The sequence below is a fragment of the Halomonas saccharevitans genome, from assembly GCF_900116405.1.
Lineage (GTDB): Bacteria > Pseudomonadota > Gammaproteobacteria > Pseudomonadales > Halomonadaceae > Halomonas > Halomonas saccharevitans.
The window spans coordinates 1-24,496 of sequence record NZ_FPAQ01000028.1 but is presented as its reverse complement, the minus strand read 5'-3'; the positions used below and the strand labels follow the sequence as shown (position 1 = coordinate 24,496).

The 24,496-nt window shown below is 68.5% G+C and carries 27 protein-coding genes and 1 pseudogene; 18 read left to right on the top strand and 10 right to left on the bottom strand.

The genetic code is table 11. The features are described from left to right. The first annotated feature begins 256 nt into the window (after positions 1–256). Positions 257–1,843, top strand: a complete 1,587-nt coding sequence (locus BM388_RS12880; protein ID WP_089850786.1) for a BCCT family transporter — start codon at positions 257–259, stop codon at positions 1,841–1,843. A gap of 321 nt (positions 1,844–2,164) precedes the next feature. Continuing rightward, positions 2,165–2,602, top strand: a complete 438-nt coding sequence (locus BM388_RS12875) for a secondary thiamine-phosphate synthase enzyme YjbQ (protein ID WP_089850829.1) — start codon at positions 2,165–2,167, stop codon at positions 2,600–2,602. 66 nt (positions 2,603–2,668) lie between these two features. Here the strand turns inward: BM388_RS12875 and BM388_RS12870 are convergent, their stop codons facing one another. Both BM388_RS12870 and BM388_RS12865 read right to left on the bottom strand, forming a co-directional pair. Then, positions 2,669–3,040 carry a hypothetical protein gene (locus BM388_RS12870; RefSeq protein ID WP_245781542.1) on the bottom strand — a complete coding sequence of 124 codons (372 nt, stop codon included), beginning with the start codon at positions 3,038–3,040 and terminating at the stop codon, positions 2,669–2,671. Positions 3,041–3,241: 201 nt separating this feature from the next. Beyond that, on the bottom strand, positions 3,242–4,846 hold the full coding sequence (locus BM388_RS12865; protein WP_089850784.1) for a mechanosensitive ion channel family protein: 1,605 nt from the start codon (positions 4,844–4,846) through the stop codon (positions 3,242–3,244). 473 nt (positions 4,847–5,319) lie between these two features. Here BM388_RS12865 and BM388_RS12860 point away from each other — a divergent pair, with 473 nt between their 5' ends. From BM388_RS12860 to BM388_RS12845, 4 genes are all read left to right on the top strand, one after another. Beyond that, the gene (locus tag BM388_RS12860; protein ID WP_245781541.1) at positions 5,320–6,363 is read left to right on the top strand and encodes a ChaN family lipoprotein; all 1,044 of its coding nucleotides are present in this window, start codon (positions 5,320–5,322) and stop codon (positions 6,361–6,363) included. 143 nt (positions 6,364–6,506) lie between these two features. Further along, a complete protein-coding gene (locus tag BM388_RS12855; protein ID WP_089850780.1) occupies positions 6,507–6,977 on the top strand; it encodes an aminoacyl-tRNA deacylase in 471 nt (156 codons plus the stop codon). Positions 6,978–7,177: 200 nt separating this feature from the next. Further along, a complete protein-coding gene (locus tag BM388_RS12850) occupies positions 7,178–8,983 on the top strand; it encodes a chloride channel protein (RefSeq protein WP_089850778.1) in 1,806 nt (601 codons plus the stop codon). Positions 8,984–9,001: 18 nt separating this feature from the next. Next, positions 9,002–10,120: an extracellular solute-binding protein gene (locus BM388_RS12845; RefSeq protein ID WP_089850825.1), complete on the top strand. Its 1,119-nt coding sequence runs from the start codon at positions 9,002–9,004 to the stop codon at positions 10,118–10,120. Between the two features lie 6 nt (positions 10,121–10,126). Here the strand turns inward: BM388_RS12845 and BM388_RS12840 are convergent, their stop codons facing one another. Beyond that, complete coding sequence (locus BM388_RS12840) at positions 10,127–11,347, bottom strand: methyltransferase (RefSeq protein ID WP_089850777.1); 1,221 nt, start codon at positions 11,345–11,347, stop codon at positions 10,127–10,129. Between the two features lie 150 nt (positions 11,348–11,497). Between BM388_RS12840 and BM388_RS12835 the strand changes: the two genes are divergently transcribed. After that, a complete protein-coding gene (locus BM388_RS12835) occupies positions 11,498–12,364 on the top strand; it encodes an SDR family oxidoreductase (RefSeq protein ID WP_089850775.1) in 867 nt (288 codons plus the stop codon). 6 nt (positions 12,365–12,370) lie between these two features. On the opposite strand, the gene BM388_RS12830 is transcribed toward BM388_RS12835, so the two are convergent. Then, complete coding sequence (locus BM388_RS12830) at positions 12,371–13,339, bottom strand: YbgA family protein (RefSeq protein WP_089850773.1); 969 nt, start codon at positions 13,337–13,339, stop codon at positions 12,371–12,373. Positions 13,340–13,528: 189 nt separating this feature from the next. Between BM388_RS12830 and BM388_RS12825 the strand changes: the two genes are divergently transcribed. Next, complete coding sequence (locus BM388_RS12825; protein WP_089850771.1) at positions 13,529–13,876, top strand: putative quinol monooxygenase; 348 nt, start codon at positions 13,529–13,531, stop codon at positions 13,874–13,876. Positions 13,877–13,889: 13 nt separating this feature from the next. Here the strand turns inward: BM388_RS12825 and BM388_RS12820 are convergent, their stop codons facing one another. The 5 genes from BM388_RS12820 to BM388_RS12800 form a co-directional block, all read right to left on the bottom strand. Further along, on the bottom strand, positions 13,890–14,618 hold the full coding sequence (locus BM388_RS12820; protein WP_089850769.1) for an aspartate racemase/maleate isomerase family protein: 729 nt from the start codon (positions 14,616–14,618) through the stop codon (positions 13,890–13,892). A 129-nt stretch (positions 14,619–14,747) separates the two neighbouring features. Continuing rightward, positions 14,748–15,029 (bottom strand): DUF503 domain-containing protein, encoded by a 282-nt coding sequence (locus BM388_RS12815; protein WP_089850767.1) that lies wholly within the window; start codon positions 15,027–15,029, stop codon positions 14,748–14,750. Positions 15,030–15,046: 17 nt separating this feature from the next. Further along, positions 15,047–16,003, bottom strand: a complete 957-nt coding sequence (locus tag BM388_RS12810) for a pirin family protein (protein WP_089850765.1) — start codon at positions 16,001–16,003, stop codon at positions 15,047–15,049. 97 nt (positions 16,004–16,100) lie between these two features. Beyond that, complete coding sequence (gene ycaC / locus BM388_RS12805; RefSeq protein ID WP_089850764.1) at positions 16,101–16,724, bottom strand: isochorismate family cysteine hydrolase YcaC; 624 nt, start codon at positions 16,722–16,724, stop codon at positions 16,101–16,103. A 75-nt stretch (positions 16,725–16,799) separates the two neighbouring features. Further along, the gene (locus BM388_RS12800; protein ID WP_089850763.1) at positions 16,800–17,669 is read right to left on the bottom strand and encodes a pirin family protein; all 870 of its coding nucleotides are present in this window, start codon (positions 17,667–17,669) and stop codon (positions 16,800–16,802) included. Positions 17,670–17,789: 120 nt separating this feature from the next. On the opposite strand from BM388_RS12800, the gene BM388_RS12795 reads away from it, so the two are divergent. The 9 genes and pseudogenes from BM388_RS12795 to BM388_RS12755 form a co-directional block, all read left to right on the top strand. After that, positions 17,790–18,716: a LysR substrate-binding domain-containing protein gene (locus BM388_RS12795; RefSeq protein ID WP_089850761.1), complete on the top strand. Its 927-nt coding sequence runs from the start codon at positions 17,790–17,792 to the stop codon at positions 18,714–18,716. Between the two features lie 48 nt (positions 18,717–18,764). After that, positions 18,765–19,154, top strand: a complete 390-nt coding sequence (locus BM388_RS12790) for a gamma-glutamylcyclotransferase family protein (RefSeq protein WP_089850758.1) — start codon at positions 18,765–18,767, stop codon at positions 19,152–19,154. Between the two features lie 137 nt (positions 19,155–19,291). Beyond that, positions 19,292–19,615 (top strand): hypothetical protein, encoded by a 324-nt coding sequence (locus BM388_RS12785; RefSeq protein ID WP_089850756.1) that lies wholly within the window; start codon positions 19,292–19,294, stop codon positions 19,613–19,615. Positions 19,616–19,723: 108 nt separating this feature from the next. Continuing rightward, positions 19,724–20,002: a peptidylprolyl isomerase gene (locus BM388_RS12780; protein ID WP_089850753.1), complete on the top strand. Its 279-nt coding sequence runs from the start codon at positions 19,724–19,726 to the stop codon at positions 20,000–20,002. Positions 20,003–20,133: 131 nt separating this feature from the next. Next, on the top strand, positions 20,134–20,340 hold the full coding sequence (locus BM388_RS12775; protein ID WP_089850751.1) for a DUF6494 family protein: 207 nt from the start codon (positions 20,134–20,136) through the stop codon (positions 20,338–20,340). Positions 20,341–20,347: 7 nt separating this feature from the next. After that, a complete protein-coding gene (locus tag BM388_RS12770; RefSeq protein WP_089850750.1) occupies positions 20,348–21,277 on the top strand; it encodes an ABC transporter ATP-binding protein in 930 nt (309 codons plus the stop codon). Next, positions 21,274–22,044 (top strand): ABC transporter permease, encoded by a 771-nt coding sequence (locus BM388_RS12765; protein WP_425431934.1) that lies wholly within the window; start codon positions 21,274–21,276, stop codon positions 22,042–22,044. The genes BM388_RS12770 and BM388_RS12765 overlap by 4 nt, the downstream gene beginning before the upstream one ends. Positions 22,045–22,139: 95 nt before the next feature. Beyond that, positions 22,140–23,147, top strand: a complete 1,008-nt coding sequence (gene yejK / locus BM388_RS12760; RefSeq protein ID WP_089850748.1) for a nucleoid-associated protein YejK — start codon at positions 22,140–22,142, stop codon at positions 23,145–23,147. Between the two features lie 160 nt (positions 23,148–23,307). After that, positions 23,308–23,763, top strand: a pseudogene (locus BM388_RS12755) (NAD(P)H-dependent oxidoreductase); the annotation flags it as partial. 189 nt (positions 23,764–23,952) lie between these two features. Here BM388_RS12755 and BM388_RS12750 read toward each other — a convergent pair. Further along, on the bottom strand, positions 23,953–24,159 hold the full coding sequence (locus tag BM388_RS12750; RefSeq protein ID WP_425431933.1) for a thioredoxin family protein: 207 nt from the start codon (positions 24,157–24,159) through the stop codon (positions 23,953–23,955). A 65-nt stretch (positions 24,160–24,224) separates the two neighbouring features. Between BM388_RS12750 and BM388_RS12745 the strand changes: the two genes are divergently transcribed. Beyond that, on the top strand, positions 24,225–24,434 hold the full coding sequence (locus BM388_RS12745) for a hypothetical protein (protein WP_089847289.1): 210 nt from the start codon (positions 24,225–24,227) through the stop codon (positions 24,432–24,434). The last annotated feature ends 62 nt before the right edge of the window (positions 24,435–24,496 follow it).

The window sequence follows — 24,496 nt, the reverse complement described above, 5'->3', positions numbered from 1 at the left end:
CGGAGCGGCGCGAACATGGCGATCCCGCTGATCATGTTCCATTCTTATGGTCGCCGGCCCCGGGGTCGGCTGCCGAGCGCACTGCTGCAAGACCGACCCGAGACGCACCCTGGCCGCAGCGATCATGACCACAAGGCGTGGCCTCTTTAAGACTCGCCCTTAAAAACCGGCCGCTGATGTGGCAGAATTCGAGCGCTCTAGTCGGCGTTGCGTTTTGGAGACGCCGAAAATCCTTCCAAACTAGAGCATCTCCCCCATGCCCCAGAATGATCAAACCGCCAAGACGGGACTCATGTCGCGGCTTGGCGATCCTCTCGTGCTGCTGCTTACCATCGGCTTCATCGTCGCCTTCGTCGGCCTCTCGCTGTACGACATCCAGGGCGTTGCCGACGGCATCGCCAGCGGTTTCGCCTGGACCGCCGCGACGCTGGGCACCTATTTCCAGCTGCTGCTGCTGCTGACCTTCCTGGTCGGCATGGGCGTAGCCATCTCCCCCGCCGGCCATGCTCGGGTGGGTAACCTCGATTCGCCACAGATCAGCACCTTCAAGTGGCTGTCGATGATCATGTGCACCCTGCTGGCCGGCGGTGGCGTGTTCTTCGCCGCGGGCGAGCCGATCTACCACTTCGTGGTCACCCCGCCGGCCTTCGACACCGAAGCCGGTACCCCGGAAGCGGTCGCCGGGGCCCTCGCCCAGTCGTTCATGCACTGGGGTTTCCTGGCCTGGGCCGTGCTCGGCACCCTCACCGCCGTGGTGCTGGCGCATGCCCACTACGTGAAGGGCCAGCCGCTGCAGCCGCGCACCCTGCTCTATCCGGTGCTCGGCGAGCGCATCATGAAGGGCTGGTTCGGCAGCGTGGTCGATGCCTGCTGCGTGATCGCCGTGGTCGCCGGCACCGTTGGCCCCATCGGCTTCCTGGCCACCCAGGTGAGCTTTGGCCTGCATGAGCTGTTCGGCGCCTCCGAAGGCTTCGGCACCCAGCTGATGATCCTGTTGGCGCTGGCGGTGGTCTACGTCACCTCGGCGATGACCGGCATCCACAAGGGCATCCAGATCCTCAGCCGGTTCAACGTCTTCCTGGCGCTGGCCATCGCCGCGGTGATCTTCGTCTTCGGTCCGACGCTGTTTCTCACCAACGCCTTCACCCAGGGGTTCGGCGAATACCTGACCTCGTTCTTCGCCATGGCGACCATGACCTCCGAGACCGCGCCGGCCTGGTGGATGCAGTGGTGGACGGTGTTCTTCTTCGCCTGGTTCATCGGCTATGGCCCGCTGATGGCGATCTTCGTGGCGCGCATCTCGCGGGGCCGTTCGATCCGTCAGATGATCCTGGCCGTGGCCGTGATGGCGCCGATCGCCACCGCGATGTGGTTCACCCTGCTCGGCGGCTCGGGCATCCACTACCAGCTGACCGGCGTGATCGACCTCACCGAGGCGCTCAACAACTTCCAGTTCGACGTGGCGACCCTCACCGTGGCCCAGGCGCTGCCAGGCGGCGGCCTGATGGCGATGGCGATCCTGGTGCTGACCAGCATCTTCGTCGCCACCACCGGCGACTCCATGAGCTATGCCATCGCCGTGGTCTGCACCGGCCACGACGACCCGAACCGTCTGGTTCGCGCCTTCTGGGGCATCGCCATGGCCATCATGGCGGGCATCCTGCTCTACATGGGGGCCGGCCAGATCAGCGCCCTGCAGCAGTTCATCGTGATCACCGCGATCCCGGTGTCGCTGGTGCTGCTGCCCTCGCTGTGGACCGGGCCGCGTGCCGCCTACGCCATGGCCCGCGAGCAGGGCCTGGTGGCAGAGCGCAACGCCAAGGCGAGTGCCGCCAAGCACTGAGGCGTCACGCCACCGACCCTGCGGCGCTGCTGGCCGCATAGGTGGGGCGACAAGCGTTTAGAAAGGCCCCGAGTCATCGCTGACTCGGGGCCTTTTGTCGTCCGCTTACCGTCACGTCTCACCGTGCCTCGTGTATCGCTCAGCGCCCGGTGCAGCCCAGCCCCTCCGGTGGGCTGGGCAGCCACCCTCAGAGCCCAAAGGTGACCCGAGCAAGGGCGGCCAACGCCTGGGACCGAGCGATCGGCGCACGCGTCCGGGATGCACGTCGCCACGGCCTCCCCTATGCTGGGCGCCAGCACCATCACGGGAGACATCGAGACCATGTGGGACCAGCGCGAGATCACCCTGGCGCCGCGGACGCGGGGCTTTCACCAGGTCACCGATGAGATCGTCGCCGGCCTGCCGCGGCTGGCCGAGGTAAGGGTGGGGCTCCTGCACCTTCAGCTGCTGCACACCTCGGCCTCGCTGACCCTCAACGAGAGCGCCGACCCGGACGTTCGCCACGACATGGACGCCTTCCTGCGCGACCTGGTGCCCGGCGACCTGCCCTACTTCCGCCACACCCTCGAGGGCGATGACGACATGCCCGCCCACGTGGCGGCCAGCCTGCTTGGCACCCAGCTGACCGTAGCCGTGCGCGAAGGGCGCCTGGCCCTGGGCACCTGGCAGGGCATCTGGCTGGGCGAGCATCGTGACCGGGGCGGCTCGCGTCGCCTCATCGTCACGCTCCAGGGAAGCATGGACGGCGTCTCGCGGTAACGACCGCGAGCCGACCCACATCGGGCGCCGACGAGGCCGACCGACCGGCCGCATCGCCCGGCGCGCTTACTCGGCCCCCAGCCGCTCGACGCGCTCCAGCGTGAGCCGGCGACCTTCTGTCGGCGAGAAGCGGAAGTGTCCCTTCACCCGCACGGCCTCGCCGAGATACGTCGCGATGCGCTCGTGAGGGAAGATCTCGACCCGGTGCAGGTCCTCGTCCTCGATCCAGTAGTGCAGCGGGTCCTCGAAGCGGCGCACCACGCCACGGGTCGCCACGCGGCTGTCGTCGTGGGCGGCGGGGTTGTCGGCCAGCACCGGCAGCGGCACCTCGGTCATGCCCTCCCCGTCGCCACACCCCGTCAGCGACAGCGCGGCGAACAACAGCGTGGCGAACCTCAGGGCCGCGCCGGTGCCGGCGCGTCGTCTTTGAGCGCTCATCGTGCCTGTCCCTCGTGGTCGATGCCGGGCCGGTGCATACGCCCGACTTGCCGCATGATTCGTCTAGTCATCGGACGGTGACTCGGCGTTGGACGCGTCGTCGATCTTTTCCACCCTGGCCGGGCGCCGGATCCGCCGGTGCTCCGGCGTGTCGCCCCGGGCAATATCGTGCTCGCTGAGCACCACCACCGACCTGGGCCATTACTCGGGGTGATGGTCACGAATGAAGGCCAGGAGCTTCTCGCGGACCTGCGCCTCGGCCGCCCAGGCGCCCATGGGCTCCGGGCTCGTCAGGTAAAAGGAGATCTCCTGCGTCGCCTCGTGCTGGCCCGTCACGTAGCAGGCCAGCGAGTGGTGATCGGTGACCTTCTCCTCGGCCATCGCGAACTCCTTGAACTTTTCCCGCAGGGTCGCCACGTCGGCGCTGATGTGCAGGGTCAGCACGATGGTCTGACAAAGCTTCGCGTTCTTCGAGGAGAGGTTCTGGAAGGGCTTCGAGATGAAGTACCTCACCGGCACGACCAGGCGCCGTTCATCCCAGGTCCGCAGGCGGATGAAGGTGTAATAGATGCCCTCCACGTAGCACCACTGATCCTCGAAGATCAGCAGGTCGCCGATGCGGATCGGCTTGGTCAGCGAGATCTGAAAGGAAGCCAGGATGTTGCCGAGCACGGCCTGACCGGCGATGCCCACCAGCACCGTCACCACACTGGCCGAGGCCAGCAGGGTCACGCCGAGGGTCTCGAACAGGCTGACCTGGGCGATCACGTAGATCGCCACGCCCGTCACGGTGATCAGGATCACGGCGCGTCGCAGCGCGTGGAGAGTGGTCAGCAGCTGGCGCTCGTCGCGACTCTTGGTGTCGTCGATCTCGCCCACCAGGCGACGCGTCATCCGGATCAGCAGGGTATCCACCAAGCGCAGCGCGATCAGGCCCACGCCCCAGGCCATGATGATCACCAGCAGCCCGCGGAAGATGGCGGTGACCAGGCCCGAGAAGGAGACCACGTAATCGAGCAGCCACTGTGTCAGCAGCGACATGACGATGAAGGCCAGGGGCAGCCGGATCATCTGCGCGAAGACGCTGGAGAGCCCCGCTGGCAGGCGGCTCGCCAGCAGGCCCATCAGGGCATGGGCGAACCACCCCACCGCGCCGATGAGGCACAGGAAGATCGGGATGGCGAACCATTCCCAGAGTTTCAGCTTGCCGAAGGAGACCTGGAAGCGCTCCGGTATCTGGTCCTCCAGCCAGGAGGGGCCATATTTCTCGTAGAGCCGGGGGATCGCGGTGATCGTCTCCGGGGCGATCAGCCACACGGGCTCCTGCTCTCCCGCCCGGTAGCGGGCGATTCGCACCTCGTAGCTCTGCCCATCGAGGTCGAGGCTGGCGAGCTCGAGGTTGCGCCGTGACTGGCCAACGCGGGAGCTCTTGCCCGAGGACTCCACGACCATGGCATCCTGACGCGAGGATAGGCTCGAGACGTTGATCCACTCTCCCCGCTGCAGAACGGCAGCGAGCTGCCTGGCCAGCACCGCACCGCGCTCGGCCTGCTCCTCTGGGGGCAGATCGAGGAGATTGAGGAGATGGGCCGCGGCCGCATAGTCCTCGTCCTGGGTCAGCGTCAGGAAGCTGCGAACCGCGTCTCGCGGCGTCCTGCGCTCGATCTCGTCGGGCGGCTGGCCAAGGCCGGTATTCAAGGCGTCGACGCTGAACCAGCGGGTCTCCTCGCCCTCCTCCTGGGCCACGCCCGGACAGGAGAGGGCCAGCAGCCACACCATCAGGATCCCTGTAAGCGAAGTCTTCATAAGCGTCCTTCCCGAAGCGTCGGAAATTCCCTGTTCCCCCAGTCGTCGCCCTCCGGGCCGCCGCCGGCCAACCATGCCGGGAGCGCGAGGCGAGGTTCTCGTTGATCCAGTGTAGCGGCTCGGGCCCCCTCATCTCTCGCGCCAGACCCGACACCGCCTCTCGCGACCGTCGTGCCAGAAGCGACCGCTCATCGGCGCTTTACCGTTCTCGAAGGGCGCCGCTTTCCCAGCTATCGAGCTCCGAGGTAGGCTGGGGGTCGATCCCGGGCATGGCCCGCCACGTTATCCGAGAGCCCCCGATGCCGCCACCTCGTCCGCTGCCCCTTCGTTCCCTCAGCCGCCGCGCCCTGCCGGCCTGGCTCGTCGTTGCCCTGGTCGTTCCCTTGTGCACCGCCCTCGCTGCTCCTCTCGACACGCCCCTCGACACGCCCCTCGACGACCAGGCCCGGGCGTGTCCCGCGCCAGGACAGTGGGTGACCGACGACGGCGAGCGGCACTCCACCGCGGCGCTGATGCCCGAACTCGCCGAGCGTCGGGTGCTGCTGCTCGGCGAGCAGCATGACCGGCTCGATCATCACCGCTGGCAGCTTTACACCCTGGCCGCCCTGCATGCCCATCGCCCGTCCATGGTGATCGGCCTGGAGATGCTGCCCCGGGAGGCTCAGCCGGCGCTCGACGCCTGGAGCGCCGGCGAGCTCGACGAGGACGACTTCCTCGCGGCGAGCGACTGGCAGCAGGCCTGGGGCTTCGATCCCGCGCTCTACCTGCCGATCCTGCACTTCGCGCGGATGCAGCGGATTCCGCTGGTGGCCCTCAACGTCACGCCCGCCCTGCGCGGGCGCCTGGCCATGCAGGGCTGGGGGGCCGTCCCGGCGGAGGAGCGCTTCGGTATCACCCCGCCGGCCTATCGCGAGCGCCTCACGGCGATCTTTGAGCGGCATGTCGATCTCGATGACGACCCCGCGGGCCTTGAGCGCTTCATCGCCGCCCAGCTGGTCTGGGACCGCGCCATGGCCGCCGCCCTGGCAGACGCCGCGCGCCCCGGCAACCTGGCAGGGCCCGACCCGCTGGTGGTGGGGCTGATGGGCCAGGGGCACCTGGCCGACGGCGACGGCGTGCCCGCCCAGCTCAACGACCTGGGCCTCACCGATCACCAAAGCCTGCTGCCCTGGACTCCGCAAGGCGACTGCGCCGCGCCAGCGGAGCACGCCGACGCCCGCTATGTGCTGGGCGATGAATCCGCCTTCCAGCCCGCCGACCCGCTGCGCCTGGGCGTGCTGCTCGAGGCCCACCCGGACGGCGTGCGTATCGTGAGCGTCAATGAGGGGAGCGTGGCCGAACAGGCCGGCCTGGCGGCGGGCGACGTGATCGTCACCGCCGCCGGCGTCACCGTCGAGGTGCCCGCCGACCTCAACCTCATCCTGCGCCGCCAGGCCCCGGGCACCCTGCTGCCGCTGGGGGTCATGCGCGACGGCGTCACCCGGGAGCGGCTGGCGCGCTTTCCCCCCGCGAGCTGAGCAGACAGAAAGACGGTATTGAAGAGCGTGTCGAAGGGACGGTGTCGTCGAAGAGACTATGCTGAAGGGATGGAAGGCACCATCAACCCACAGGGAGGCCACCACTATCGATCCCGGCCCTAGCGGCCGAAGGAGGAAGTGTCATGAGCATGCCCATGACGATCCGAGAGTATCTCCGCGCCTGTGACATCGACTTCGAGGAAGTCCCCCACCCCCGCGAGGTGAGCAGCAGCCGCGTCGCCGAACGGGCCCACATTGCTGGAAACCAGATGGCCAAGGCGGTCATGTTGAAGGGCGACGCGGGCTATCGTCTGGCCGTGCTGCCGAGCACCTGCGACGCCGATCTCGACCGCCTCTCGGCGCTCTTTCACGAGAAGGTCGAGCTGGCCTCGGAGCCACAGATCGCCGAGACGTTCACTGACTGCGATCCCGGCGCCACCACCCCGGTGGGCCAGGCCTACGGCCTGCAGGTCTACATCGACGACATGCTGCGCCACCAGCCCGATATCTACTTCGAGGCCGGCGACCACCGGACCCTGGTGCACATGAGCGGCAGCGAGTTCGACCGCCTGATGACCGCCAGCCCTCACGGCCACTTCAGCCGGCACCACTGAGCCGCCGGCCCGGGCCAGCCATCGTCACCGCGCCCTTCCGGCCGCGGCCATGCCTCATGGTCGCGGCCTTCTTGTCGCTCTATTGTCGTTCTCTTGTCGATCGTCGTGTCGCCCATCGAGCGCCCGTCCGACGGTTATCGACGCCGAGTCGGACGCCTCAACGCCTTGCCCCGCGCGAGACCCCCGCCTACACCTTGTAGATGAAACCGCTTTTCGCCGTCACCCGCGCCGGCCGTGAGCCGCTGGCCGTCGCCCGCTTCCTGGGGCTCGTCCTGCTGGGCGCCGTGATCGGCGCCGTCGCCGCGCTGGTCGCGGTGGGCTTCGTCGCCGCGGTGCTCGGGCTCAATGACCTGCTGCTGATCTCGCCGCGCAGTCGCATGATGTTTGATCACCCGAGCCTGCTGCTGGTCATCACCGTCGCGGTGCCGACGCTCGGTGGCCTCGCGGTCGGCCTCGTGCATCTCGCCATTCCCGAGCGGCGCCCGCATACCCCGGCCGATGCCATCGCCGCCGTGCAGACGCGTCGCGGCCGGCTGCCGCTTCGGGCCGGCGGCCTCTCGGCGCTCAGCGCCCTGATCTCGCTGGGCGCCGGCGCTTCGGTCGGCCAGTACGGCCCGCTGGTGCACCTGGGGGCGACCCTGGGATCGCTCGGCGCCCGGCTGCTGCGCCTGGGTCGCTCCGAGGACAACGTAACCATCGCCTGCGGGGTGGCCGCCGCCATCGCCACCGCCTTCAACGCGCCCCTGGCGGGCATCGTCTTCGCCCACGAGGTGGTGCTGCGCCACTACGCCCTGCGCGCCTTCGCTCCGGTGGCCGCGGCCGCCCTGGTCGGCCATGTGATCGCCGCCAACGTCCTCCAGCGCGGCGCGCTCTTCCACGTCGCCGAGACCGCCGTGCCGCGCCCCTGGGAGTTCATCGCCTTCCTGGCGATCGGCGGCCTCGGCGCCCTGGTAGCGGGGGGCTACATGAGCACCCTGCTCGGCGTCACGCGCCTGGCGCGGCGCCTGGCGCGGCGCCTGCCGCTGGCCGCGCCGCTGCGCCCGGCACTGGCCGGCGCGCTGCTCGGCCTCACCGCCCTGTGGGTCCCCGATATCCTCGGCATGGGTCAGGAGACCCTGCGCTTCGCCACCATCGCCGGCGCCTTCGACAGCGCCGAGCTGCTGCTGGTCCTGGTGCTCAAGATCGCCGCCACCGGGCTCTGCCTGGGCATGGGCTTCGGTGGCGGAGTATTCAGCCCGGCGCTGGTGATCGGCACCCTGTTCGGGGCGCTGTGTGGCACCCTGGTCGGCCAGCTCAGCGGCGCCCCCCAGGAGACCTTCGTCTTCTATGCCGTCTGCGGCATGGTGGCAGTCACCGCCCCGGTGATCGGCGCGCCCCTGACCAGCCTGCTGATCGTCTTCGAGCTGACCGGCAGCTACGCGCTGACCACCGCCGCACTGGCGAGCGTGACCCTGGCGAGCCCCATCGCCGCCCAGCTGTTCGGGCGCTCGCTGTTCGACATCCAGCTCGTGGAGCGCGGCCTGGACCTTTCCGCCGGGCGCGGCCGGGCCATGCTGCGGGGGACCCCGGTGATGGAGCACCTGACGGACGAGGGCGTGACTCTCAGGCCGCAGACACCGGTGGACGAGGCGGTCACCGCGCTGTGTCGCGCCCGCCACGGCGAGGGCTACCTGGTCGACGCGGAGGGGCGCTATCGGGGCTGCGTGAGCCTGGCCGACCTGGAAGCGGCACGGGAGGCCACTCAGCAGGGCATGCAGAACGCCCCGCCGGGAGACAGCGGAGCAACGCAGCGGGTGGGTGAGATCGCCCCGCTGGCCCGCCCCGTGCTGGCGCCCGACGCCTCGCTCTGGGACGCCATGGCCGCGCTCGAAGACGTCATCGGGGAGGCCCTGCCGGTGGTCGACGCCGAGGGCGCCTTCCTGGGGGTGGTCTTCGAATCGAGCATCACCCGCGCCTACCTGGCACACGGCGACGAGCTGCGACGGGAGGAACATGGCACGGGATGAACATGGCACGGGATGAACATGGAACAAGATGAACGAGGACTAGCGCGAAGCCGAGAGCCGGCGCACCTGCTATGGCTGGCACTGTTCGCCACCGCGCCCGTCACGGCGGGCGACGACGCCCTCGTCGTGCTGAGCTGGGGCGGGGCCTACGAGCGCGCCCAGCAGGCCGCGCTGTTCGCGCCCTACACCGCCGCCACCGGCCGTCAGGTGAGCGTGCAGCAGTACGACGGCGGGCTCGAGGGGCTCAGGCGCGCCGTCGCCTCCGGCGAGGTGCCCTGGGACCTGATCGACATGACCCGCAGCCAGGCCATGGCGGCCTGCGACGAGGGCCTGCTCGAGCCGGTCTCGCCCGCGCTGCTGGCGCCGGCCCCGGACGGCACCCCGGCGGAAGCGGACTTCCTGCCGGGCTCCTTCGGACGCTGCGCCATCACCCACAGCATCTTCGCCACCGTGGTCGCCTACCGCACCGACGCCTTTCCCGGCCGGCGCCCCACCCGCATCGGCGACCTGTTCGACCAGCGGCGCTTCCCCGGCCCCCGCGCCCTGCAGGACACCCCGGCGGTCAACCTGGAGTGGGCGCTGCTCTCCTATCGCGTGCCCCGCGAGGAGCTCTACCGGCTGCTCAGCACGCGCCGCGGCCTGGACCTGGCGCTGGAGCGCCTCGACGCGCTCGACGAGATTCACTGGTGGCAGGCCGGCGATACCCCGCCGCGCCTGCTGGCCGAGGGCGAGGTGGTGATGGCCTCGGGCTACAACGGCCGCTTCTTCGATGCCATGGTCAACCGTGGCGCGCCCATCGAGATCCTCTGGGACGGCCAGGTCCAGGAGCACGAGACCTGGGCGATTCCCCGCGGCGGCCCCCACCCGGAGGCGGCGCGCGAGTTCCTGCGCTTCGCCACCGACACCGAGCGCCTCGCCGACCTGGCGCGGCACATCCCCTATGGCCCGGCCCGCCGCTCGGCGACCGTGCAAGTCACCACCCACCCCGAGAGCGGCGTGGACATGCGCCTGCACATCCCGACCCACCCGCTGAATGCCGAGCGGGCGATGACCAAGGACGAGACCTGGTACGCCCGCACCCGCTCGCGCATCCAGGCGCTTTTTCGCGACTGGCGAGCCCGGCGCGAGTCGCAGTAGCCCCGCCTAGCGGCGAGAGGCACGCAGCAGCAGGTTGCGCGGCGTCAGCTCGCGGGCGCAGAAGGTGCCGAGTTCCACGTCGAAGCCCGCCTCCTCGAGGCGCAGGGCACGATCCAGCACCAGCCACACCTCCAGCGGGCGGCGGAACAGGTGGCGCACCAGCTCGCGGCGCGTCACCGCGGCCCGGCGCCGCGCTCCGGCGGCCTCGAAGGCCGCCCAGTCGATGCCGACGGCCGGCAGGTCGAGCCCCTTCTGCTCGGCCGCCCAGCGGCAGAAGGCCTCGAAGCTAACTGGCAGCCGGCCATAGGCCAGGCTCGGCACCGGCAGGTAGGCGTCAACGCCGCGCACCTCGCGCTGCAGCAGGTCGAAACCCAGCCGCCAGGCGCCGGCCTGCTCGCGGCGTACACGCACGTGGCGCGGGGCGGTCACGGTCTCCTGCACCGCCATGGCGAGCTCCTCGCGACTGAGCGAGAGCCCCAGGGCCGCCGCCCGCTCCTGCCCCTGCTGCGACAAGGGCCGGTAATCGGCCGCGGCGGTGCGCTGGTAGCAGCAGGGCGCCAGGGTCAGGGCGCTGCCTCGAGCGGCGGCGAGCTCGATCAGCCGGCCGTGCAGATCGCCGCAGGCGTGCAGCGCGGCCACGTGCGTCTCGGGCGAGAGCCAGCGCCCCGCCTCGGGGGCCAGCACGTCCTGCTCGGCCATGCGCACCGCCGCCCCCTGGCGGTCGGCCAGCCGCTGCCCGTCGCGGCAGAGCGCGGCCTGCCACTCCAGCGCCGTCACCTCCGTCGCGTCGCGACGCGAGAGCGCCCGGGCCAGGTGGCCCTTGCCGGCGCACCACTCCACCAGCCGCTCCCCGGGCGATGCCGCCACCCGGGGCAGGAAGGCCTCGATCTGCGACCACTTGCGCCCGCCGACATGAGCCGCCCAGGCCGCCGGCAGCTCACGGGCGTCGCCGGGGAGCTCGGGCAGGTCCACCTGGTCGGACAGTTCCGCCACCGGCAGCCACTCGGCGAGCGGCGAGGCAGTGAAGGGGGCATCCTGCAGGCGCGCCGCCTCATCGTCGGACAGCGCCAGCAGCGCCCCCTCCAGCGCCGAATACGCCTCGCCCCAGGGCGAGGCCCAGTGCTGGAACGGCAGCGGGCGCCACAGATGCTGCCACTCGGCCAGCAGCTCGGTCAGCCGCGCGAAGCGTTCGGAATGAGAGGGAGAGGGGGAAAGGGGCGGGGACATGGACGCTCGACCTCGGAAGTGGCCCGCATTGTAGGGGCTTCGCCAGCGACTTGCATGGCCGGGCCCCAACCGACAGAGTGCGGGGTTGCCGAGCCGGCGCGGGCGATGCGCCGCGCCCTCTTTCCACTCCGACGGCCAGGAGCTCGATCGATGCCCGCCTCTCCCGACTCATCCTCTCAAAGCGTGCTGGTCACCGGCGCCTCCAGCGGCATCGGCCAGGCCGCCGCCCTGGCGCTGGCCGAGCGCGGCTGGCGGGTATTCGCCACCGCGCGACGCGATGAAGACCTGACCCGGCTGCGCGAGGCGGGCCTGACGGCGGTGTACCTCGATCTCAATGAGAGCGAGTCGATCGCCGCCTGCGTCGAGACGGTGCTGACGGCGACCGGCGGGCGGCTCGAGGCGCTGTTCAACAACGCCGCCTACGGCCAGCCCGGCGCGGTGGAGGACCTGTCCCGGGCGGTGCTGCGCGCCCAGCTGGAGACCAACCTGCTCGGCACCCACGAGCTCACCTATCGGGTACTACCGGCGATGCGCCGCCAGGGCGGGGGTCGCATCGTGCAGAACAGCTCGGTGCTGGGGCTCGCCGCCCTGCCCTACCGCGGCGCCTATGTCTGCTCCAAGTTCGCCCTGGAAGGGCTGACCGACACCCTGCGCCTGGAACTCGACGGCAGTGGCATCGCCGTCAGCCTGATTGAGCCGGGACCGATCACCAGCCGTTTTCGCGAGACCGCCTACCGCGCCTTCAAGGCGCATATCGACACCGCGGGCAGCGCCCATGCCGAGGCCTACCGCGCCGTGGAGGCGCGACTGGCCGGCGACGACGGCGGCGGGCGCTTCACACTCGGGCCCGAGGCGGTGGTCGAGAAGCTGGTGCATGCCCTGGAGAGCCGGCACCCGAAGGCGCGCTACTACGTGACCGTGCCGACGCACCTGTTCGGCACCCTGAGGCGGGTGCTCGGCACCCGGCTGCTGGATCGCCTGCTGCTGCGCTCCACACGCGACGAGCGCCGGCTATAGGCGTCGTCAGATGGCGTTGCGCAGGCCCAGCTCGTAGGGGTGCGGGTCGAGATAGGTCTGAGCGCGGATATAGTCCGAGCCGTGGCGCTTCACGTAGTGGGTCAGCAGGCGGATTGGCACCGCCAGGTGCACGTGGCCCAGGCGGTAGTCCTCGATGGCCGCCAGCAAGTCCTGGCGAGCCTCGCCGTCGACGGCCTGCTTGAGGTAGCCCAGCACATGCAGCAGGGCATTGGTGTGCCCCTTGCGGGTCGCCGGCCGGCCGAGTGCCGCCATGAAGCGCTGCAGGTAATGGGCCATGGCCTCGGCGAGCGGCAGCTTGCTGGCCGCGGCCAGGTAGCGTCCCAGCTCGCGGTAGGTCTCCACGTGATGGGCCATCAGCAGGTACTTCTGCCGGCTGTGGAACTGCAGCAGGGCGTGGAAGCCGGGCGCGGCTTCGACCTGGCGCTTCCAGTCGTCGAAGGCGTAGACCCGGGTGATGAAGTTCTCGCGCAGCACGGCATCGTTGAGCCGCGCCTCCTCCTCCAGCGGCAGCTCCGGAAAGTGGCGGCGCAGGGCGCGCACGAAGGCGCCCGAATCCGAATGGCTGGGCATGCCGTTGGGGTGGTAGACCTTGACGCGCTCGAGCCCGCAGCTCGGCGAGCCCTTCATCAGGATGAAGCCGCGCAGATGGCGGTGGCCGTCGACGAACGCCTGGCTGACCTCCTCCAGGCGCTCGGTGACGTCGAGACTCGGGTCCTGGGTGCCCAGCACGCGGGGCGTCTCGTCGTGCCGGCCGACCAGGCGGATGGGCTCTCGCGGCACGCCGAGCCCGGCCGCGAGCTCGGAGCAGAAGGGCTCAAAGGCGAAGCGCTCCTGGAGCACCTCCAGGCAGTAGCGGGAGCGCTTGTGACCGCCGTTGTAGCGCACCTGCTCGCCCGTCAAACAGGCGCTGATGCCGACCGGAATCCGTTCCCTGCTTGCCGACCGTTCCGTCATTGCCGCTCTCCTCGTCTCTCCGGCTGCCACCCTTCAAGCGCCCCTCGGGGCCGCGTTATTGTCGCATAGCCATGCCGCGCTGCCAGCCAGGCGCGAGGACGGTCGGCTCGCCGGCCAGGCGCCCCGCGGCTGGTGGCAGTGCGCGCTTGTTGATATGGTCGCCGCGGCATTCCCCCATCAGGAGTCATCATGTCACAAAAGATTTACTGCACCGCCAGCTTCAAGCCCAAGCCCGGCAAGGAAGACGCCGTTTTCCAGGCACTCCAGGCCCTGGAACCGAATGCCCACCGCGAGGACGCCTGCCTGCACTACACCGTCACCCGCCGTATCGACAACCCCTTCGCCCAGGGCGAGAGCTATCCGATCGTCTTCCACGAGATCTGGGCCAACCGCGAGGCCTTCGAGGCGCACTGCCAGCGCCGGGAGATCCAGGCGTTCTTCGCGACTCACCTCGAAGACCCGAACGGCGATATCGAAGACGCCAACGTCTGCGTCTACACCGACGAGCCGGCCGAGTTCGACGCGCCGAGGCTCTGATCGACTCGCCGGCTCAGCGCTCGGCCAACGGCCCGAGCAGCGCGGGCGTTCGATAGGCGCCGGCGAGCCGCCGGAGACCGGCCCAGAGGGACACCTGGTTGGCGGTCAGCACCTCTCGGCCGGCCTCCCGAACCAGCGCCTCGCTCAATCCCAGCGTATCGATAGCGGTATCGGGAATCAGCAGCGGCCGCGCGGTATCGGGATGGCGGGCGGCGAAGCGGCGCACCTCCTCGAGGATGTCGGCGCGATGAGAGTCCGCGGCATAGGGGCAGTCCAGCGCCTTGTCGTGGAGCACGCCGACGCCCCCCTCGCGCAGGAAGCTGACCAGCCGCAGGGTGACGTCGTCCGGGTAGGGGCTCAGCAGGTCGACCCGATCGTGACCCAGAGCCTCAAGGGCCTCGAGAAACGCCAGCGCCGTGCTGGTCACCGGCACCCCCAGGCGCGCCTCGAGCGCGGCGCGCTGATCCTGGGCCCAGCCGAGCCCGCCGATGAAGCTGGCACTGGTGCAGGCCCACACCACGGCTCGCGCCCCGGCCTCCTTGACCAGCCGCTCGCCCGGCGGGGCCAGCCGCTTCACGTCGCCCAGGGCAAGCAGCGCCGCCGGCGCGTGGTGGCCGTCGCTTGCCACCCGGCCCAGCGCGAGACGCGGCAGGTCGTCGGTCTGGTCTGCCAGGGTGATCCACTCGTAGTCATCCGGCCCGTCGTCGGGTAGCAGGATGCCCAGGCAGTCGGCATGGGTCATGTCGGACACTCCGGAAAGGTGGTTCGGGTGAGCGTTCGACCTACAGGCTAGCGCAGGTGCCCCGCCCGCTGACAATGGCTCGCCGGGGCAAGGCGTGTCTCTCGTTAGCCACTTGCCGCGGGAGGCGGCTCACAGCCGCTCCCGGGTCGCCTCCATCACCCGGCCATCGACCGTCTGCAGGCACTTCTCCTCGATCTCGCTGCACAGCGACGCCACGGCCCGCGACGTGTGGCCCACCACCACGAAGGTCCACTCGCTGGCGTCGTGGCGCTCGTGATCGCCGCTCTCGCAGACGGCGATCGCCGGGTTTCGCCCGAGACGTTCGTGCAGGCCCCCCATGCGCTGTCGCTTCTCCTTGAGGGAACGACACCCCGGCAAGGCGAACGTCAGGGTGAGGATCGTGATACGCATGCGACGATGGACATTGATCACCCCCCGTTGTCGGAAAGCCGCCACGGCAACGGCGGCGGCATCAGTCGCTCGCCGTCATATTCGCCCACGCTTCCGAAGCGAACGCTTCCGGTCTCCCAATCGCGCTGGGCCTCGGCGATCTCGGCCTTGCTGTGGCCGACGAAGTTCCACCAAATGAGAATCTCCTCGCCCAGGGGCTCGCCGCCAACGAGGATGGCTCGGCCGCCGTCGGGCAAGCTCAGGGTGACACTGTCCCGCCCACGGCCCAGATAGGCCAATTCGTTGGGAGGAAAGGTATCGCCCTCGACGTCCAGTTCGCCTTCCAGGGGCAACACGCCGTATTCGAAGTCTTCGCGCAGCGACAGCTCGACGGTGGTCGCTTCCCTGCTGAAGAGATCCAGGCCCACCAGGGGCGAGAACGCCAGGGTTGGGGCTCTGTGGTCGGAGAACTCCCCCGTCAGCAGGGTGAAGGCGACCCCCTGCTCCTCCCAACTCGGCAGATCGGGATAGTGGTCGAAGCGTGGATCCGTGTGCCGATCGGCTTCGGGGAGGGCGATCCACAGCTGGGCGGCATGCAGATGCGTATCGCCAGCCACCGACGCCTCGGTGTGGCTGATGCCACGGCCGGCGGTCATCAGGTTTACCTGACCGGGACGGATCACCTGCTCATTGCCCAGGCTGTCGCGGTGCAGCACTTCGCCCTCGATCATCCAGGTGAAGGTTTGCAGCCCGATGTGCGGGTGAGGGCCGACCCGCAAACCGCGTGAGCTGCCCTTGAAGACGGCCGGCCCGGCATGGTCGAGGAAGCACCAGGCGCCCACCAGTCGGCGGTGTCGCGAAGGCAACACCCGGTTCACCGGAATCCCGCCGACATCGGCGGTCCGCGGCGCCACGTGCTGGACCTGACGCTTGCCGTCGACGACGGGGCAGTCGCGGGACGAGGCCAACTCGCGATCATCGACGAGGGTACTCATGGGATCACTCCTTGCGAGTCGCTAAAGAAAAAGGGGCTCGGCCCCGGAGGGTAGGCCTAGAGCATGCCATCCCGTCCGGGGCCGAAACGGTCCGCGCTTAACCCTGGCTCTGCTGAGAGTAGCTCTGCATCAGGTTGGCGTACGCGGGCAGGTGGCCGGCCAGCAAGCCGCCGAAGCCCTCGATGTCGTTGCGCCAGTCGCGATGCAGCTCGCAGCCGACGCCGAACCAGCTCGTCAGCTGAGCACCGGCCTGAGACATGCGATCCCAGGCGGCGTCGCGCGTGGTCTGGTTGAAGGTACCGGACGCATCCGTGACCACGAACACCTCATACCCCTCCTCCAGGGCGGAGAGCGCGGGAAAGGCCACGCAGACCTCGGTGACCACGCCGGCGATCAGCAGCTGCTTCTTGCCGGTGGCCTTGACCGCGGCGACGAAGTCTTCGTTGTCCCAGGCGTTGATCTGGCCCGGGCGGGCCAGATAGGGCGCCTCAGGGAACATCTCCTTGAGCTCCGGTACCATCGGGCCGTTGGGGCCGTCTTCGAAGCTGGTAGTGAGGATGGTGGGAATGTCGAAGAACTTCGCGATCTCAGCCAGCGCCAGGACGTTGTTCTTGAACTCGTCCGCACTGAAATCGCGAACCAGGGACAGCAGGCCGGCCTGGTGGTCGACCATCAGCAGGGCCACGTCGTCCTTGTCGAGGCGGTTGTAGGTAAAGGACATGATCGCGCTCCTATTGCATCAAGGAGTAAGCCGGCGGCGAGGCCGCCGGAGGGGAAAGCCAGCGGAGTGCTCCCACTAGCCGCTCAGGGCGCCATACTTCCCATGTTGGAAGTCGGCGAAGGCCCGGTGGACCTCCTCCACGCTGTTCATCACGAAGGGCCCGTGGCCGACGACCGGCTCCTCGATGGGTTCGCCGCTCAACAGCAGCAGCTTGGCGTCGTTGTTGGCCTCCAGGGCTATCCGCTCGCCGTGACGCTCGAAGCTCACCACGGCCTCCTCGCGCACCACGGTCTCGCCGTTGACCCGGACGGTGCCCTCCAGCACCACCAGCAGGGTGGTATGCCCCTCCGGGACCGGCAGAGTGGCATGCCGACCCGCGGCCAGCCGCACGTCCCACAGGTTGATCGGGGTGAAGGTGCTCGCGGGCCCCTCGTGATCAAGATAGCGCCCCGCCACTACGCGCACCCGACCGGCCTCGTCCGCCAGCGCCACGCTGGGAATGTCGGCGTCGAGCAGCGTCTGGTAGGCCGCCGGCGCGTCCTTGTCCCGGGCCGGCAGGTTGACCCACAGCTGCACCATCTCCAGCCGACCGCCTCGCTCGGTAAAGGCTCGGGAGTGAAACTCCTCGTGGATGATGCCCGCCCCGGCGGTCATCCACTGCACGTCGCCCACGCCGATCCGGCCGCCGCTTCCGGTGGAGTCGCGATGCTCCAGCTCTCCTTCGTAGACCAGGATCACCGTCTCGAAGCCTCGGTGAGGATGCTGGCCCACGCCCCGCGGCCGCTCGGCCGGCTTGAAGCTGAAGGGGCCGGCATGATCCAGCATCAGGAAAGGGCTGATGGTCTCGGCTCCCATACGGTCATAGCTGAACAGGGAACGCACGGGGAAGCCGTCACCTACCCAGTGACCATGCGGTGCAGCGTATATCCTCCGGATCTTCTTCATGATCGAGCTCCTGTTGGCAGGAAGGGCACACGTGGCCCTGATGCAGGAATCCTAGAAAAGGAACGCCGACGGCGGTAGAGGGTAAAATTCGGACAGACCGTTCCACTCAAAGGACGAGCGATGCGCGACCTCAACGATCTCTACTACTTCGTCCAGGTAGTGGACCACGGCGGCTTCGCCCCCGCCGGCCGGGCCCTGGGCATCCCCAAGTCGACACTGAGTCGGCGCATCGGCCAGCTTGAGCAGGAGCTGGCGACCCGGCTGCTCAACCGGTCGACGCGTCATGTCTCGGTCACCGAGCTCGGCCAGGCCTACTACCGCCATTGCGTGGCCATGCTGGTGGAAGCCGAGGCTGCCGAGGAGCTGATCGAGCACCATCGCGCTGAACCTCGAGGCCTGGTGAAACTCAGCTGTTCACCCAGCGTTCTGCACTATCTGATCACGCCCTTGCTGGTTCGCTTCATGGCCCGCTGCCCCGAAGTGGAGGTTCAGGTCGAGGCTACCAGTCGTCGCGTCGACGTGGTGAAAGAAGGCTTCGATATGGCGATCCGGGTGCGCTTCCCGCCCCTGGAAGACAGCGAGCTGGCCATGAAGGTGCTGTCGAGCAGTCCCCAGCGCCTGATGGCCGCGCCCGGCCTGTTCGAGCATCGCCCCCTCCCTCGAGGGCCTGCCGATCTCATCGAGTTACCGAGCCTGGATTTCGAGCAGCATGACAAGCAGCATGTCTGGGACCTGGCGGGTCCGGATGGCGCGACGGCCCAGATCCACCATCGGCCTCGCCTGGTGACGGACAGCGCAGAGACCCTGCATGAGGCCGCCCTTGGAGGACTGGGCGTCGTCAAGCTGGCCCTGCTGGTAGGCGGCCGGGACCTGCAGGCGGGTCGTCTGATCGATGTGCTACCGGGGTGGCAGCCCCGGGGCGGTATCCTGCATGTCGTCTTCCCCTCGAGGCGCGGCCTGTTGCCTTCGGTCAGGGCGCTACTGGATTTCCTCGGCGAAGAAATCGAGAAGGTCGATGTCGAAACGCTTACCGCCGGCGTCAGGTAACATCGTGGCCGACACTCGACCCCATCCCTGAGGAGGCAAGGACAGGCCATGCACACTCCCACCCTCGCCGTGCTGCGCACGCCGCTGGTCGCCGTCTACGGCACCTTGAAGCGCGGCCTGCGCAACCACCACTGGCTCGACGGCGCCGACTTCCTGGGCGAGGACCGCCTCACCGGCACCACGCTCTACGACCTGGGGCCCTACCCCGCCGCCAAGCTCGAGCCCTCGCAGGGTATCGCGGTGGAGGTGTTTCGGGTCGATGCTCGGCTGCTGACCGACCTCGACCGCCTGGAGGACTATCGGGTGCGCACCCCGCGTGAGGGCGACTACGATCGCCTCGTCCATGCCACTGCGTTCGGGCCCGCCTGGCTCTATCTCTACAACCGGCCGGTGGCCGGCTATCCGGTGATCCGCGAGGGCGCCTGGCAACCTCGTTGATACCCTTGGCCGCCCCGCCAGGCCCGCGCCTATGCTATAAAACGCGCTTACGAAGGCAGCACCTTCGAGACATCAGCCCTTCGCGACACCCGCTTTTCGCGATACCCGCCTTTGATGACATCACCCAGGAGACGGTCATGGTTCGCTTCGTTCTCTCCCTCGCCGTGCTGGCCGGCCTGGTCTACGGCGGCCTCTACTTCTACTACGACGCCAGCCTGACGCGCGCCGTCGACGATCGCCTCGACGGCCTCGGCCTCACCGCGGTAGAGGTGAAAGGGATCGACTTCGCGCCCACGGCGCCGCTGGTCACCGACACCCACGTCACCGCCGAGGTCGTCTACCGCAGCGCCGAGGCGAGCCTGGACATCCGCGTCATCGGCCACCCGGTGTTCTCAGAGGAGTATCGCCTGGAGCTCGACAGCCTGCAGGCCTTCCGACTCAGCATCGGCGCGGGCGAATGACGAACCGCTCAAGCGCGAGCCCATGCCCACGAGGCATCTTCGCGAACGGGCATGGTATGCTTTCAGGTTCATCAACCGGCATCCCAGCCGACCGTCGAGGAGAGCAACATGGCTCAGGCAAGCGCACGTCATATCCTGGTGGACAGCGAAGCGAAGTGTAACGAACTCAAGGCCGAGATCGAGGGCGGTCGCGACTTCGCCGAGGTCGCTCGCGAGCACTCCAACTGCCCGTCCGGCCGCCAGGGCGGCGAGCTCGGCACCTTCGGCCCGGGCCAGATGGTGCCGGAGTTCGACAAGGTGGTGTTCGAGGGTGAAGTGGGCCAAGTCCACGGCCCGGTGAAGACCCAGTTCGGCTACCACCTGCTGGAAATCACCGACCGCAGCTGAGGCCACCCGGCTACTGACTGTGAGAAGCCGCGCATGAAACCCATGCGCGGCTTTTTCTTGTACAGTACCTGTATGAAGTGGAGGATGATGTCAGGAAGCCGTATCGTCACCGACGCCAGAGGAGCCCTTCGATGAACGACGACACCTTCAACCACAGCATCAGAAAGCTGCTGAAGAACGTGGGCGTGAACACCCAGCAGGAGATCGAGCAGGCCGTCCGGGAGGCGCTGGCCGATGGCCGCCTAACGGGTAACGAGACCCTGCCGGCGCGCGTGAGGGTCGAGGTAGCGGGCCTCGAACTGGACCTCGAATTCAGGGGGGACATCACCCTTGAGTGATACTCCGATGATCCGCGTCGAGGGGCTGTCGAAGACCTTTTCCGACGGCTTCCAGGCGCTGGTCGATGTCGACCTGACGATCCAGCGTGGCGAGATCTTCGCCCTGCTGGGCCCCAACGGCGCGGGCAAGACGACCCTGATCAGCGTGATCTGCGGGCTGGTCAACGCGAGCCGCGGCCGGGTGCTGGTGGACGGCCACGACAACGTCCGTGACTACCGCGCCGCCCGCTCGCTGATCGGCCTGGTGCCCCAGGAGCTGACCAACGAGGCCTTCACCACGGTGTGGGACACGGTCAGCTTCAGCCGGGGGCTGTTCGGCAAGCCCAAGGATCCGGCGCACATCGAGCAGGTGCTGCGCTCGCTGACCCTGTGGGAGAAGCGCAACAGCCGGCTGCTGGAGCTCTCCGGCGGCATGAAGCGCCGCGTGCTGATCGCCAAGGCGCTCTCCCACGCGCCCCAGGTACTGTTCCTGGACGAGCCCACCGCCGGGGTGGACGTGGAGCTGCGCCGCGAGATGTGGGAGGTGGTGCGCGGCCTGCGCGACCAAGGGGTGACGATCATCCTCACCACCCACTACATCGAGGAGGCCGAGGAGATGGCCGACCGCATCGGGGTGATACGCCGCGGCGAGATCGTGCTGGTCGAGAACACCCACGCGCTGATGCACAAGCTCGGCAGCAAGGAGCTGACCCTGCAGGTAGACGAGCCCCTGGAGGCGCTACCGGAGTCGCTGGCGGGCCACGGCCTGGCGCTGGCCGACGAGGGACACGCGCTGGTCTATAGCTACGACGCCGCGCGCCAGGAGGGCGGCTCGACCATCTCGGGCCTGCTCGCCGACCTCGAGGCGGTAGGGGTTCGGGTCAAGGACCTGCACACCCGCCAGAGTTCGCTGGAAGACATCTTCGTCAGCCTGGTCCAGGAGCGTCGCTCGCCATGAAGCGCTTGAACCTGCAGTCCGTCAAGACCCTCTACCTCGCCGAGATGGCGCGCAGCATGCGCACCATCCTGCAGAGCATCGTCTCGCCGGTGATCTCCACCTCGCTCTACTTCGTGGTGTTCGGCGCGGCCATCGGCACACGAATCAGCGAGGTGGATGGCATCAGCTACGGCGCCTTCATCGTGCCGGGCCTGATCATGCTGATGCTGCTCACCCAGAGCGTCTCCAACGCCTCCTTCGGCATCTTCTTCCCGCGCTTCTCGGGCTCGATCTACGAGATCCTCTCGGCGCCGATGTCCTACGTCGAGGTGGTGGTGGGCTACGTGGGCGCGGCGGCGACCAAGTCGCTGATCCTCGGGGTGATCGTGCTGGTCACGGCGCGACTGTTCGTGCCCTACTCCATCGACCACCCGCTGATGATGGCGGTGTTCCTGGTGCTCACGGCGGTGACCTTCAGCCTGCTCGGCTTCATCATCGGCATCTGGGCCGACGGCTTCGAGAAGCTGCAGCTGGTGCCGCTGCTGGTGATCACCCCGCTGACCTTCCTCGGCGGCACCTTCTACTCTATCGACATGCTGCCGCCCTTCTGGCAGGCGGTGACCCTGGCCAACCCGGTGGTCTATCTGGTCAGCGGCTTCCGCTGGAGCTTCTATGGCATCAGCGACGTGAGCCCGCTGGTCAGCCTGGGGATGATCCTGTTGTTCCTGTCCGTGGCGCTCGCCATGGTGGGGTGGATCTTCAAGAGCGGCTATCGGCTGAAGCCCTGATCGCCTGGGGCCCTGATCCTCCGGCGGCGCGGCTATCGAGCGGCGCCGCCGGCGGGTATCATCCTCGCCCTCGCCTCTTTCACCACGGAGCTCCCATGCCGATCCTGCACAGCATCATCCATCGCATCGACACGGCCTCCGGCGAGACGCCGACGCTGACCCCCGCCGCCGAGGAGCTCGCCCCCTCTGCGGCGCTGGATGATCTGCTGGCCGGCCTCAACGATGCCTTCAACGCCAAGCCCAAGGCCTGGGGCCACTTCGTCGACACCACGCCCGAGGGCGAGGTGAGCTCGCCGTTTGCAACCGAGCTCGCCGACACCCTCGACGGCGGCCGCGACTTCGTCACCTTCAGCCGCGACGTGGCAAAGCGCCTCGCCGAGCTGATCAGTGACCACCTGACGCTCTCCGGCGACCTCTTGATAGTCGACCAGCGCGTCGGCGACGCCCGCTACCTCTCCCTGGCGCTGCTGCATCATCGCAGCGGCTTCGGCGTCGACGACGATCTCGCCGTGGTGCCGGTGCGCCAGCTCAACCTGACGCAGATGAGCCTGGCCGCGCGCCTCGACATCAACCAGTGGCGCGGCGACTCGCCCTCCAAGCAGTACCTCTCCTGGACCAAGGATCGCGGCGGCAAGAAGCTCGCGGAGGGCTTCGCCGCCCTGCTCGGCGCCGCGGAGGGGGTGGACGCCACGGGCGAGACCCGCACCCTGCTCAAGGCCTTCAGCGACTACGTGGAACATGAGGACCTGCCCGAAGAGGCCAGCCGCGAGAAGACCGACGCGCTGATCGACTACGCCAGCGAGCAGGCGAGCCGCGGCGAGCCGATCACCCTGGAGGAGCTCTCGGAGGTGCTAGACGAGCAGCAGCCGCGCGCCTTCTATGAACATATTCGCAACGCCGACTACGGCCTCTCCCCGGAGATCCCGCCCGACAAGCGCACCCTCAACCAGTTCCGGCGCTTCGCCGGGCGCTCGGGCGGCGTGTCGATCAGCTTCGACTCCCACCTGCTGGGCTCCAGCGTCGAGTACGACGAGGATCAGGATCGCCTGATCATCAAGCAGGTGCCCAAGCAGCTGCGCGAGCAGCTCAAGCGCCAGGACTGAGGGCGCGCCGCTCTCGACGCGACGTCATCTCTCTGAAGGCGTCGCCTTGCTTGAATCGCTTTCCTGGATGAGGCGCTATCATCTCGATCGAACGACATGACGCGGGCTATGCTGAGCCACGTCGTCTTTATCGAGCTTCACGTCGAGAGAGAGACCCGCCATGCGCCGTATCCTGATCCTCCAGGGCCATCCCGATACCGCCGCGCCGCACCTGCTGCACGCCCTGGCCGACCACTACCGCCGGGGCGCCGAGCAGGCCGGTCACGAGGTGCGCACCCTGACCATCGCCGAGCACGATTTCCCCCTGCTGCGAAGCCAGCGGGCCTGGACCGAGGAGCCGATGCCCGAGGCCCTCGCGCCGGCACGAGACGCCATCGCCTGGTGCGAGCACCTGGTGCTGTGCTTTCCGCTATGGCTCGGCGACATGCCAGCGCTGGTGAAGGGCTTCCTCGAGCAGGCCATGCGCCCCCACTTCGCCTTCGAGTACGTGGACGGCAACCCGCTGGGGCGCAAGGGGCTGAAGGGCCGCTCGGCGCGAGTGGTGGTGACGATGGGCATGCCGGCGGCGATCTACCGACACGTCTATCGCGCCCACAGCGTGAGGTCGCTGGAGCGCAATATCCTCGGCTTCGTCGGCTTCGCGCCGGTCCGCGAGACGCTGATCGGCTCGGTGGAGCGTCTCGACGAGGGCGATTGCCACAAGTGGTTCACCCGCCTGGAGACGCTGGGCCGCAAGGCGCAGTAATCTGCCAGGCGGCCGATCCCGACGACCCGGTCGTTCTATCCCCCCTAAGGTTCTATCCCCCTAAGCCAGATAGGGCTGTAGCCACTGGCGCAGCTGCGGCCCCTGCAGCAGCCCCGGCTGGCGGGCAACTTCCCCGCCACCCCTGAAGACGATCAAGGTGGGAATGCTGCGGATGCCGAAGCGCGCCGCCAGCGCCTGCTGCTCCTCGGTGTTCAGCTTGGCGAAGCGCAGCCGCGGCTCGAGCTCACGGGCGTAAGCGCTCCACAAACCCCATCTTCTGCAACTGAATAGTGTCCATCAGACTGGTGTCACCCGATCCCAAGGAGGACACCATGACCGACCTGACCCCGACACAGGCCTTCTGGCTGGGCCATCTGTTCCATGCTTCCTCTCGGCAATTGCCGTTGAGTGAGAACGCAGCGGAGCAGGGACTGGAGCTGGCGTCACTGCTGGCGTGGGAGCAGCGCCTGGTGGTGCAGGAGGTACCAGTACCACCTCGTCATCGCCCGCAGCGCTTCGTCGCCGTGGAGGTGGCCCGATGATTCGGCCAGACACGGGACTGAGGGTCTACCTGTGCCGCGAGCCGGTCGACATGCGCAAGCAG

Coding starts and splice junctions, on each gene's coding strand:
- BM388_RS12780 (WP_089850753.1), top strand. CDS start 19,724: ATGGCTCAGGCAAGCGCACGTCATATCCTGGTGGACAGCGAAGCGAAG.
- BM388_RS12765 (WP_425431934.1), top strand. CDS start 21,274: ATGAAGCGCTTGAACCTGCAGTCCGTCAAGACCCTCTACCTCGCCGAG.
- BM388_RS12810 (WP_089850765.1), bottom strand. CDS start 16,003: ATGAGTACCCTCGTCGATGATCGCGAGTTGGCCTCGTCCCGCGACTGC.
- BM388_RS12880 (WP_089850786.1), top strand. CDS start 257: ATGCCCCAGAATGATCAAACCGCCAAGACGGGACTCATGTCGCGGCTT.
- BM388_RS12795 (WP_089850761.1), top strand. CDS start 17,790: ATGCGCGACCTCAACGATCTCTACTACTTCGTCCAGGTAGTGGACCAC.
- yejK (WP_089850748.1), top strand. CDS start 22,140: ATGCCGATCCTGCACAGCATCATCCATCGCATCGACACGGCCTCCGGC.
- ycaC (WP_089850764.1), bottom strand. CDS start 16,724: ATGTCCTTTACCTACAACCGCCTCGACAAGGACGACGTGGCCCTGCTG.
- BM388_RS12875 (WP_089850829.1), top strand. CDS start 2,165: ATGTGGGACCAGCGCGAGATCACCCTGGCGCCGCGGACGCGGGGCTTT.
- BM388_RS12835 (WP_089850775.1), top strand. CDS start 11,498: ATGCCCGCCTCTCCCGACTCATCCTCTCAAAGCGTGCTGGTCACCGGC.
- BM388_RS12855 (WP_089850780.1), top strand. CDS start 6,507: ATGAGCATGCCCATGACGATCCGAGAGTATCTCCGCGCCTGTGACATC.
- BM388_RS12845 (WP_089850825.1), top strand. CDS start 9,002: ATGGAACAAGATGAACGAGGACTAGCGCGAAGCCGAGAGCCGGCGCAC.
- BM388_RS12840 (WP_089850777.1), bottom strand. CDS start 11,347: ATGTCCCCGCCCCTTTCCCCCTCTCCCTCTCATTCCGAACGCTTCGCG.
- BM388_RS12815 (WP_089850767.1), bottom strand. CDS start 15,029: ATGCGTATCACGATCCTCACCCTGACGTTCGCCTTGCCGGGGTGTCGT.
- BM388_RS12865 (WP_089850784.1), bottom strand. CDS start 4,846: ATGAAGACTTCGCTTACAGGGATCCTGATGGTGTGGCTGCTGGCCCTC.
- BM388_RS12825 (WP_089850771.1), top strand. CDS start 13,529: ATGTCACAAAAGATTTACTGCACCGCCAGCTTCAAGCCCAAGCCCGGC.
- BM388_RS12785 (WP_089850756.1), top strand. CDS start 19,292: ATGGTTCGCTTCGTTCTCTCCCTCGCCGTGCTGGCCGGCCTGGTCTAC.
- BM388_RS12790 (WP_089850758.1), top strand. CDS start 18,765: ATGCACACTCCCACCCTCGCCGTGCTGCGCACGCCGCTGGTCGCCGTC.
- BM388_RS12775 (WP_089850751.1), top strand. CDS start 20,134: ATGAACGACGACACCTTCAACCACAGCATCAGAAAGCTGCTGAAGAAC.
- BM388_RS12830 (WP_089850773.1), bottom strand. CDS start 13,339: ATGACGGAACGGTCGGCAAGCAGGGAACGGATTCCGGTCGGCATCAGC.
- BM388_RS12870 (WP_245781542.1), bottom strand. CDS start 3,040: ATGAGCGCTCAAAGACGACGCGCCGGCACCGGCGCGGCCCTGAGGTTC.
- BM388_RS12770 (WP_089850750.1), top strand. CDS start 20,348: ATGATCCGCGTCGAGGGGCTGTCGAAGACCTTTTCCGACGGCTTCCAG.
- BM388_RS12850 (WP_089850778.1), top strand. CDS start 7,178: ATGAAACCGCTTTTCGCCGTCACCCGCGCCGGCCGTGAGCCGCTGGCC.
- BM388_RS12800 (WP_089850763.1), bottom strand. CDS start 17,669: ATGAAGAAGATCCGGAGGATATACGCTGCACCGCATGGTCACTGGGTA.
- BM388_RS12745 (WP_089847289.1), top strand. CDS start 24,225: ATGACCGACCTGACCCCGACACAGGCCTTCTGGCTGGGCCATCTGTTC.
- BM388_RS12820 (WP_089850769.1), bottom strand. CDS start 14,618: ATGACCCATGCCGACTGCCTGGGCATCCTGCTACCCGACGACGGGCCG.